The 11,364-nt window shown below is 45.2% G+C and carries 2 protein-coding genes and 1 pseudogene; all 3 read right to left on the minus strand.

All coding sequences use genetic code 11. The features are described from left to right. Positions 1 to 108: 108 nt before the first annotated feature. Positions 109 to 372, minus strand: a pseudogene (locus tag NOM67_RS07095) (transposase); the annotation flags it as partial. Positions 373 to 750: 378 nt separating this feature from the next. Next, entirely contained in the window at positions 751 to 5,196 is a 4,446-nt protein-coding gene (locus tag NOM67_RS07100) for a hypothetical protein (RefSeq protein WP_255935061.1), read from the minus strand. 521 nt (positions 5,197 to 5,717) lie between these two features. Then, a complete protein-coding gene (locus tag NOM67_RS07105; protein ID WP_255935064.1) occupies positions 5,718 to 11,270 on the minus strand; it encodes an AarF/UbiB family protein in 5,553 nt (1,850 codons plus the stop codon). Positions 11,271 to 11,364: the final 94 nt, after the last annotated feature.

The raw sequence follows: 11,364 nt of genomic DNA on the forward strand, positions 1-11,364 counted from the left end.
AAGATCCAGACACTTCACCCCTCTTAACTTAAGAGGTAGTCTTGGAACTATGTTCAGTACTAGTAGCAACGAGAAGATGGTCGAAGTGTTAACAGGAGCTGTTGTAGCCTTTTTTAGAATGTCCTTTTCACGTTCGAGCCGGTTGATGCGGGCTTCCAGCTCCTGAATTTTTTGCTGCTCCAGAGTCAGTGCTTTGCCGATTGGGGTTGTACCACAACGTTCGGATTGCAGTTGCTGAACCCAGCGACGAAGTACGGTTTAACCGACATCCAGTGAACGGCTGGCTTCAGGGACAGAATACCCCTGGTCGAGCACCAGGGATGCGGCTTCGAGTTTGAATTCGGCAGTAAATGAGCGACGTAATCTTGTCATTGAACACTTCAGGTCATGGTGGCGACTGTACCACCTAAAATGGTGTCCGGGATGATTAGACCACTACACAAAGGCTTGTTGTATTTAGGCCAGTTAGTGATGGGGTAAAGCGACGTGCCCATGATGCAGACTTGAAGGAGATGGTGGTGATCAGCTCACCGCCCCCTCAGTAAGTTCCCTTCAAGCTGCATCGATTTGGGCAGCAACGCTGCTTGGGATATTAAACTTAATGTTTTCTTGGCAAAGTAGGCTATTTAAACCTGGCTGGAATTTTGGCTGGGCAATATATATAAAGAGAATCTAGAATATAGACAGCCATTAAATTTACACACCTATAAAAAGCAGCCCCACCTATTTAACTGTTTGCCTACTCCATCGCTAACTTGTACCTCTTACATAAAAATACACGCCCCCACCTAACTCATCATAGCTTCCATTAAAAAAAAATTTTGCTGTATACGCCCCCTCTTCTAACGAGGAGGTGTCAATCTCAATACTACCACCTGAACCTTCAAGAAATTTCCATGATATCACTGGTTCAATACTAGGAAGATCATCTAAACGATATAACCCCACCCAATTACGGTTTGAGTCGAGTTGCCCGTCGAGAAGATGGTAGTCAATTAACACCCCTTCTCCCTTATTGATTTCACCGTCACTATTTGATGGCCGCTGCCTAGCATTAAACTGCATTTGAGGCGACTCCATTAACATAGGGTCAGCATATTCAAATAGTTTATGAAACAATACCGTACCTTGTTCAGATCTTGTTTTACCAGGCGAAAACAATTTATCAAAGCATGAAAAAAAACCTTCATCATCCATATCCGATCTAGCATTAATATGCGACATCAACTCGGTAAGCGCCTCGACATTAATTTCATGCACCTCACAAAATAAAGAGACATCATAACGCCCTTCAATCAGATTAACGGCATCGAGCAAGAAGTTTTTATAAGGTCTATCCACGTGTGGTGGTCTTCTTGCCTCAGACTCATCTGCACCTCGCGGCACTCGATGAAGATGTGCCAGCATAGAGCGAATCCTTAAAGCAACCATCGAAGCACGATAAAGAAAAGCATGCCCACGATCGGGATTAATTATCCCTCGCGATGGTCTGGTTGGCCTAAATACCTTTCCAAGAGAAGGGTTGTTATGTATCATTTGTGGTGTAACCTTCCCCTCATATGCCATGACCAGTTTACCGCTTTTTTCCGCCAGTCTGCTCCCTGTCGAAAACTTGTTACCGAAAGCGCCATAACAAGATTCAAGACGAATCATTGTTATTTGTGTCCAATTAACGCCTCGTGCAGCAGCGTGCCCTCTCAGCAAAAAGACTAGCTGATCGATTGGCAGAGAATTGACAGCAGCGGGGGCTCCATGCGCACGCACCACCACGACATTGTTTATGAATGTAATGCTACTGTCGGGCCCCAAAAAACTCCTAGGCTGTTTCAGCATGAATGGTGATAACCGTGCAGGTCTTAACCCATTAAGCGATATGATATTTGGTCCTCTGAGACGAGAAAGCTCCGATTTCAACCCTGTTCGCACGTGCATCAATGCTGTGTCCATATTTCGCAAAACAACCCCTTCCGGAACAGCCCGGCGTATTACTTGTCCTAGCACCTCGGAAGAACCATCCAGACGAACAAGTTCAACGGCCTCATCACTGCGTTTCACTGCATTCTCAAGCACGGTGAGCTGTTCCCTATAAGGCAGACTTCCCCAGCTCATCTTGGCTGATAGCGCAGCAATCCCTTCACTTCCCACCCGTTTCACTCCACGGTAGACTTTCATGGCACGTCTTACCCCTGAAACACCTAACTTGCCACCAGGCACAACGTTCACCAACGCACTTACTGTACCGGCAATAATCGCTTCTTTGTAATAAGCTTCCGCGCTCTCCGGGTCATCCACTATCTCGTGCTGCCTCAACGTAGCAAGCACATAAGCGACATCAATCGCAGCATGAGCCCCCCACAAACAAATTCGGAACCAGATTGCACCAAAACTCGGTATAGCTGTACTCAGAGCAAGCGAAGTAATGAATAAAACACGCTTAATCGTTTCCATGCGTAATATTTCCGCTTCTTCACCTGGGCTATATACAAGACTATCAATATCACGCTCGATTCGCTGCAGGTAGTTATAAATGGCTATATCGGCTGTCGTTTGTATCCCCTCGGAGTACCTAAATGAGAAAGGGGTGGTTGGCTTATACCAAGCTCCATCACCAGAAATTATAGGATCTACCATCTCTCGCCTAACGCTCCCATCAAAAGAAGAATTTCTATATCGCTCTGCATCAACAGCGGGCAATCTATTAATCACAAACGCTCTGAATTCTGCTGTACTGGGTACTTTAGGCAATGGAAAATCATAAAGAAGATCCACCGCATTTGAAATCAGATATTCATAAATACCTTGATCTTGGGAAGCCAACACCTCATCGATATGAAAAAAGGCTTCCTCATCAACACTAAATAAGACACCGCTTGCCGTACCATATGGGATAAAAAACACCCCATGCAGCGGCACGCCTTCAAATAAAACCTCGCGGGCTATTTCATCACCTGCCACAAAGCGCCTCACTGCGCTATCAAATCCAGGTCGTCGTAATGGACTATCTAAATATGCCAGACAACGTGAAATAATGTTCCCACGCAGCACACGAGAAAATGCGTATCTTTTCTCCCGCCCATCCCTCCCCCGATAATCATTTAGTGCCGACATCATGCTTATTTGTAAATCTTTTTGCCACAACCAACGAACCAGTTCATCTTCGACATGACTATCACATTGCTCGAAGACCATCACTTTAGGAATATTCTCTTCTATCAGTTTATCTTTAATAATAAGCCGGTATCTTCCAGTAACGATATCTTTTATTGAAAAATAGTGTTCATAGAACATCCTCCACGTAATAATAATCCCTGTCGGCTTCTTCAATAACCTTATTCTCACTTTGTCATTTTTTGTAAAGTTGACGCGATTCTCACGATTAAATATTGATAATAAATTATCAATATACCTATCAAGGTAGTCCGCAAGCACAAGAATAGGATCATAAGCTGTTTCAATATCCTGTAGTACTCTACCCCCATGATTTATTATCTCTTCTACAGGGTCAAAATCGGTATCTGAAATAGCGCGCCCCCTCCTCCTTGCTGGTGCCAATGAAACTGTCTCCGCTAACGAGAAGTTCATTTCATCCACAGCCACTTTATATTTTAAGTTCAGGTCACCCCAACCAAAAGTCTGTTTGAACTCTGACACCTTCGTCTCAGAAAATTCCCCTGGAAGCCTCTCAGCAATAGCTCTCAACCCATCGACAAATCTATGAAGCGCTAACATGATAGGATGGTTACTATGGCCAATACTGAACTCTCTGGAAAAAATATCAGCCACTTCTATCAGCTTCAGAAGATAAACTACGTCTTTTTCATTTTTGGAAAGCCACTTCGCTCGTTCAATTTCCGGGGATAAATTCACGACACTCTTTAACTGTTCAAAAATAGCGAACCCTAACGGATCCATGATGAAGTCTTGAGTCTCGGGGTGTTCATCAATGCGTTCCTGTACCCCCATCCTGTATTCCTGGTCATCTCCAGGACTGACTGTACTGCCTACACCCACCCTTTCTGCTTGGTTAGGACGCCAATGTGCTTGAGCACCATTCTCTAACTCTCTCGGCTCCAACTCAAAGAGAAAATCCAGATAGGGGACATCAAGCTCTTCGAAAAGCTCCATGAGCTCTTCCTGCTGGAACGGCTTCTGCTTAATCCCCTGCTTAGTGGATGATAAGCTATTCTCCATACCAACCGGGTCACTCTCGTTAGCACCAATGATCCACTTATACAGGCCATAAGCTCCCGCAGGTACACCAATAAGGAGACTGCCTAAAGCCGTTTTTCGCAACATACTACTGCTGGTAGCACTTCTCACTGCCGCAGCAAGAGAGCTCACTGCAGATGGTGCCGCTTGCAGCACCGCGATGCTTTCGTACATCACGGGTCTCCCTACAGAGCTCGCCGCACCCGCAACCACGACCGAAACTAATGGAGCCGTAACTCCTCCACCGGACGCCACATGTCCAGCCTTCCCATCAAAATCCCCCGGAACAGCACAGATACAGGCCTGGCAGGCTCCCTCGTTGCATGAATGGTACATCACATCCAAGCTTGCAGCATCCCGAGTCGATTTTTCCGACCTTATCGCGACCAAATCAGACAAAATCAGATAATCCAGCACCTCTCTTGCCAACACTTCATCTAGCGCCTCTGACGCGTTCTCTTCCAAACGTTGAACCAGCTTGCGCCCTCGATGTAGTTCCCCTGCATAACCTCCCTCTTGAATTTCCTGGCCTTGTTCCCACTCATCTAGTGCCTTCTTCATTGCAACTATGAGCGGTTCTCTATGCTCCATCGTATTCATTGAGGTATAGAGCCTCTTCCATGGCTCATCCACAACCAATCCGCTCTGCCTTGGTTCAGGTAGCGGCCCAAAGAGAGGCTCTGCTTGCAGCCAAGTACTGAGGAGTGGAGCCCCGATATCAATTAACCGGATAAGTGGTTCCAACCAGGGGCGGGTCGGTTTAGGTTCCCATAGTGGCAAATCATCATGTGGCATACGTTGATATGCCCATACGGCTTCATCGAATGACAATTTGTCCAACGGGTCAGAATCCTCCTCCTTTGCAGATGGTAAAAGTGAATTTTCTGCGTAGGAATAATTTTCATCTTCAGACTCGGCATCGCTGTGCATCTCTTTGATACAGGTCTGCATCGTTTCATATTTATTGGGGAAAAATGTATACGGCATCATTGACCTTATAGTAACGGAGCGTCCGATTGTATATTAATGGCGCTCCTCCTGAGAACAAATAGAAGTTCAAGTACTTATGACTGGATAACTTCATCAAATTAACGTTACACAGCGATAGCATTCATGCGGTAATAACGAGATCCTAGATCGGGGCCAATTTATCAGTAGATAATATAAATTTTCTCTGAATAGTACGTGCTGGCACTAGTGAAGCTTCAAAAACAAAATCAATCATAATTCTAGAGCAGAATCTTGTCATTTCTAGTTTTGCCGACAGATTCCAAAAATGCCTTGCACCAAAATACATAGCAAGATGCAGCGCCATCAACATCGGTTATTTACCAGAATATTATTGAATGCCCGAACTCCTTACTGACAAGTTTTTCCAGTGAAGCGAACAGTAGTTACATCACGACTAAAAAGACATGACCATGCAATCACTTTGTGCCCCCTATAGGGGGGCACGCTAACGTCAAAATAAGATGCCCCTCAATAGCCATCAGGAACAATACTGTTATTTATGATCCTCCTATCACAGAAATATTTCCACTTACTTCAGATAAAGGCTCCTCACTAACATGCCAATAACGCCCTCGATACTTCTCCGGTCCAATTAAAACATCGACATGCTCAAGAAGTTTACTGAATTTTTCCTTTCCTAAACGGTTTGCCCCCTTCTCTCCCATACCAAAACTAAACCCCTCACCATGGTTTTCTGACTTAACTCCAATGTAATTAGGCAGCAAGCCTTCTCCACGAGATGCAGTCTGAATCATCTGACCAGGGTGACGAGCGCTGATCACACCGTGTAGCAAACCTGCACCTTTCCCTGAGTTTTGTATTGCAATAGTATCAGGCGAAAACAGCTGAACGTGAGCCCCTGGTTTCAAGGTAAATTTCAAAATTACCTGAGCGTTAGATTCACTTTGACTCTGACGATAGTAAGTTGCTGCCTGTTTCAAATCCCCAAGATGTCCATTCAGGTCAATAAAATCTCCTCTAAGTATACTCTCAGCCTCTTCAACCCCCATCGTTCTGTAAATTGAAATCTGCATGTCCTGTTCTTTAACTGAATCAAAAGGTGCGTTTACCTTTGGCTTTTTTGCTTTTTCAGTATATGCCTTAGACCAATAATTGGTCGGGAGTGTACTATCAACCTCATCAACAAAGCTGTGCCTCCAGCCTCGTAACGTCATATATTTCTCCTGTGTAGGAGAAAGGGTTAAATCCTCCTGAAGAAAAAATTCCAATTTTTCATACGTCATATTCTTATAAGCATCATTACTCTTTGCGAACAGTGCGTATTCAGACAGAAGACTGCGTACCTTGTCAATATCAAACTCATCCCCCAGAGTCATTTGCAAATTATCTTTAACCATTTTAAAAGAACTATCTTGGGTAATAAACTTATCCAAATGTTCTTTATTAAGAATATGTTTCATTGGCACCAAACTACATGGAGCCCGTTTTTTTCTATTCGAGAAACCAACATTACAACCACTAGCGGCAAACTTTTCCACCATATCCCGCTCAGCCATAAGGCGGCTATCATAAGATAATGCATGCCAGCCAGATGTGATGCCTTTACGTTTCATCAGTTCATTCATACTATTGTCGCCAAAAACATAAGTAAGTTTACTTCTCATCACCTCTGTTTGCGCATCCGACAATGGTTGAATAATACCATCCTGTCTCTCCGTATAGGTGGCACTGTCGAAATCAATCAGGTCAAACGTTCCTGTTTTTTCATTATACATAATATTACCTGCATTGATGTCGTTGTGAAAAATCCCCTTTTCCTTTAGCTTGCGAGTCAATGAATCAATCGGGTTGTTTATTTTAATATCATCTTTCATCAGCCTAAAAACATTAATATCATCGATGGTATCCAGCGATACTCCTTCGACCCGTCGCATTATATTCTTAGCCTGATATTGTAATGGTGTCGTCCCAGGAATCGCATCCTTGACTACCTCTGCACTGCCATCACCATAATAACGATTGAATCCCTCCACATTATTACGAGCACTCACTAAACGCGAGTTATTTTCATCAGAGAACGGGACACTGAATATCTTCTCAACCCGGCCATCATTACGCAAATTTACGGTGCCAATTGTACCAACACCAAGAACGTTTTCTTGAACAGGGCGTGCTGGTAAACGAACTGCCGCATACTGGGCTGGGGCAGCATAGTAATCAACCGCAATTTTATAGGGTTTTCTACCAAATGGGGTAGTATCTGATTTAATATAAAAACGGCCATTAACAAAATTAAATGCATCGGCCATATTTATTTCAGACCAATACTCATGACCACCAAGAACATAGTTTTTCGAGCTGTATGCTCGTCCATTTCCTCCGCTTAACATTCCATGTACCAGTTCGGTGCCAGTATCATCTAACAAAGCAATTCGATAACCGGCAGGAATGCGCTGTAACTCCTCAGCACTCGTTAATATCCGTGCATTACTCCCCACAAATGCGTGCGAGTTCCCCTTTATGACCGCCTTTACCTCCTTATACTGCGCGTTGGTCATCAGGCCACATTTTCTTTCCAGTTTAAGTACCGACTCCCAAGACTCTCCTGCACCATACAAAGCTAATGGATCGTTTACCCTCGACCTAGGTTGTGCAGCATCGATCCGATTATTTCGCGCGACCTTCCTGGCCACCTTGCTGACTCGACGTAGCGGATCAGCCTCTTTTAATGCTTTAAAGTAATTCAATCCAAACGGCAATAAATCCGTCGTTTGGGTGCGATAGGAAAATTCTTTCAACACATTTCCTCTACGCCAGGTCACGCCCCCATCCTTGGAGGTCAGGAATATACCGTCTTCCACACGACCATGAAGAGTTTTTCCACCGAACTCAAATGGTTTAGAGCGAACTGCGGGTTCCCTCTCTCTCATGAGACCCAATAGTTCTGAGTTAATATTATCTATATCAACAGGACCACTCTTTAGATCAACATGTTCGAAAAATGCATTGTCACTGCCCGGCATAGTTCCGACAGCACCAGGCCACTCTCCTGCCTCTGTCAGATCGCTTCTGGCTCGCGCCCCTATAGCACTCTCGCCATAACTATTTCGCCCAACTGTGCGAGCAATTGGCTTATGACGCGGATGATCCACACCACGAGGCATTACTGCAGAGTTCCAGCCCTGTTTCTTCCCGCCAGCATTCTGCAAACGCCAGGCGGTCTGGAAGACTATATTTTCAGAAGGTTTCCAGGTATGTCCATTATCAACAGAGACCTCAAAAAGCCCGCCTTGTCGTCTACCCAACAACGTCTTGCGTCCCACAGTAAAGGAGCCGGGCGTTATGGATTTCTCACTGGAACGTTGCTGAATAAATGTATCCAGTTTGATGGTCTCAACTGGCTTGAGTAACTTGCCGTGAGTATCAAACTTCTCTGCCATTTGTGTCGTAATCGAGTTTCGTGATGAGAATTGAATCTTTTCGGGTCTGCTTAATCTGCCATTACCCTGTACTTCTTTATCTATTTTTTGCATGGTTTGCTTCAGCCCATCACGCATCAACTGAGTGCCAACCCGCTTTATATTATAGCGAGCTCTATCCTCTGGACTAAGTTCCCAGCCACGGCTGGCAGCATACCGGATAAAATCTGTATTTTTACTGATATGGATATAAGGGTGTACAACGGCCGATTCAAGAATGATTGCACCGTTCTCCCCTGGCTGTCGATCAACGATCTTGCAGATACCAAGAATTTTGTCGGCAGCAACTGGTCCCGCTGTTTTTTCAACCAGAAAGAAATGTAAATTTTCGGTGTTTGGCCTGTTGGAGAGACCCCAACTCATACTCTCAATCAGCTGCTTCCCAGCTCCCAGAGTCTCTTGCAAATCCTCCGCACTACTTCCGATATAGCCTGCTGAAATCTCATACAACGACATATATTTTATATACATATCCTGTAATGCTTGCAGCGCTACCTCATGGCCCACCTGCGTTGTGCCAAAGCTAGCAGTCTGGTATGGCACGACATCATAATCATTCACATTGTAATAAGATTTCGTTTCTTCATTAAATCGTTGAACACGAGTGTCCTTCTTGCTCATATACAGCCTCAGCTTGGTACGCAACTCGCTGACGCCCGTTAAATCTATCGAATAGTATTTTCCATCACCGGACATATGGGGTTCATATCGACTTACCGATGGTATGCTCCTAGCTTGATGTTCACTCCCCATTTCCTCAGAGGATGCATGTTCCGCAGCTCGTAAATTATCCTTAGATGTTGCCGCTTCATCACCTCTCGGAAGCCAGTAACCCTCCCCTGCCGGAAGCCCGCGGCCCTCCCCCATCGGAAGCTTGCTCTTGCCCCCTGCATTTTGTAGACGGTACGCCAGCAAATGAAGTCTACTTCCCTTCTCCCAGTCGACACCATTATTACTGGATATCTCCAGTTCCCCACTATTTATTCTACCGAGCAATTCGGTCTCCCCCAATCTGAATTTCCGCACGGTCATGGTCGAAGGTAACCTAGACTCTGGGGTATCTTGGGCGATCGCTTCAAGTTGTTCCAGCGAAGCACTCTCTTCCATACTTTTAGTTATGTTTAGCTTTGGTGACATATTCTTTGCCATGTGATAAGAACTCCTGGCGCTCATACCACTGGCAAGCAATGCCTGATAAATGGCAAGAGGGTCACCCGTCTTTACCGCTGTCTTGATGCTTTCGCCCACGATAGCCAAGTCGAGAGCTTTATTTCCAACCATCAGCCCGTATTTAACGGCCCTGCCACCAATACGGGAGAACTTTCCGATTTTAGCGACGAGTTTGCCCTCAGGAATGCACCCTATAACCAGATTAGCAATCGCCATTGGGTCAAGCTCTTTACCCTCTAATACATCAGCACCAAGACCCGCTGCCGATTGCAGAATATTGATAGCAAACCCTTCCGGCGTTAATGAGGCGACGGCCCCGACTGTAACATCAATCCAGCTTCCTATATATTCTGCCTCATGTATATGCCGATTGGCTTCTTGTACCGTTTCTCCCCTATAGGAGCTGATGATTGACTGCATATCTCTGCTGAGAGTAGCGAATGGCCTTTCAAAAGCTCGCAGATACTCTGCTGCCGTCGAACCTCCCCAAGTGGCACTAATATGGTATGTTGCCTCTGTTACACTGATCCCTTCATCAGGCATATGAGCACCGGCGATGGCTCTGGACATTAATAAGTTATTAGTAATGGTCTTGCCCTGCAGTTGATAATCGGCCTCTATAGTATTCGCCAGTTGTGCAGAAAGACTCGAAATATCCATCAACTGTGGATTGTCACTATTAAAGTGTCGTTCAAAACTAATCCTACCAGACCTGATATAATCAATGGTCATAGTGGCTCTTGGAAGAGTGCGGGGCAAAATCACCAGTCCTTTCTGAGTCAGACCAATAAACAACTTACGAGCATTGTAAGGCATCACCGATGTAAGCGACGCAGGCAGGTCACGCCCTTGCCTGATACGGTAGTAAGGAGTATCTGAGTCCAAACAAATCAGCACCCCCGTCTTTACACCGTCACTGTCAGGCAATAAAAGGGTATTGTTAAGTTTGTTCCCTATTATATCAATCGGAACAAGCATTTTTGCTCCCATCCTGGCAAGATAAGCTCGGTTTTTTATCTCTGGAGGGAGACTCTTATCATTTTCTATTTGATGCAATACGAAACCAATGGCATGTTGGTAGGAGTGTTGTTTCATCAGAGGAGATAAATCCTGATAACGAATACCACTATCAAAATCAAAGTGCTCTGACTGGATAGATGCATCTGCTGGAATATGATGATGCCATTTACGATATATCGGGGGGGCGGCCTCTCGAGCATGACCGGATGGTGCGGATGCCACCGCCCGTTTACGTCTGACAAGGGGTTGCCCGGATACTTGGTCGCTCTCATCAGAGAGCGATACCACATCGCTTTGCACATCATTCAGCGACTCGGCATCGCTCTCATTTTCCTCTATATCCTCCAGTACCCATTGGCTATCATCGACGATATCACTATGGTCGCTCTCATCAGAGAACGATACCACATCGCTTTGCACATCATTCAGCGACTCGCCATCGCTCTCATTTTCCTCTATATCCTCCAGTACCCATTGGCTATCATCGACGATATCACTATGGTCGCTCTCATCA

Source organism: Aeromonas sp. SG16, from assembly GCF_024436135.1.
GTDB classification, from domain to species: domain Bacteria; phylum Pseudomonadota; class Gammaproteobacteria; order Enterobacterales; family Aeromonadaceae; genus Aeromonas; species Aeromonas jandaei.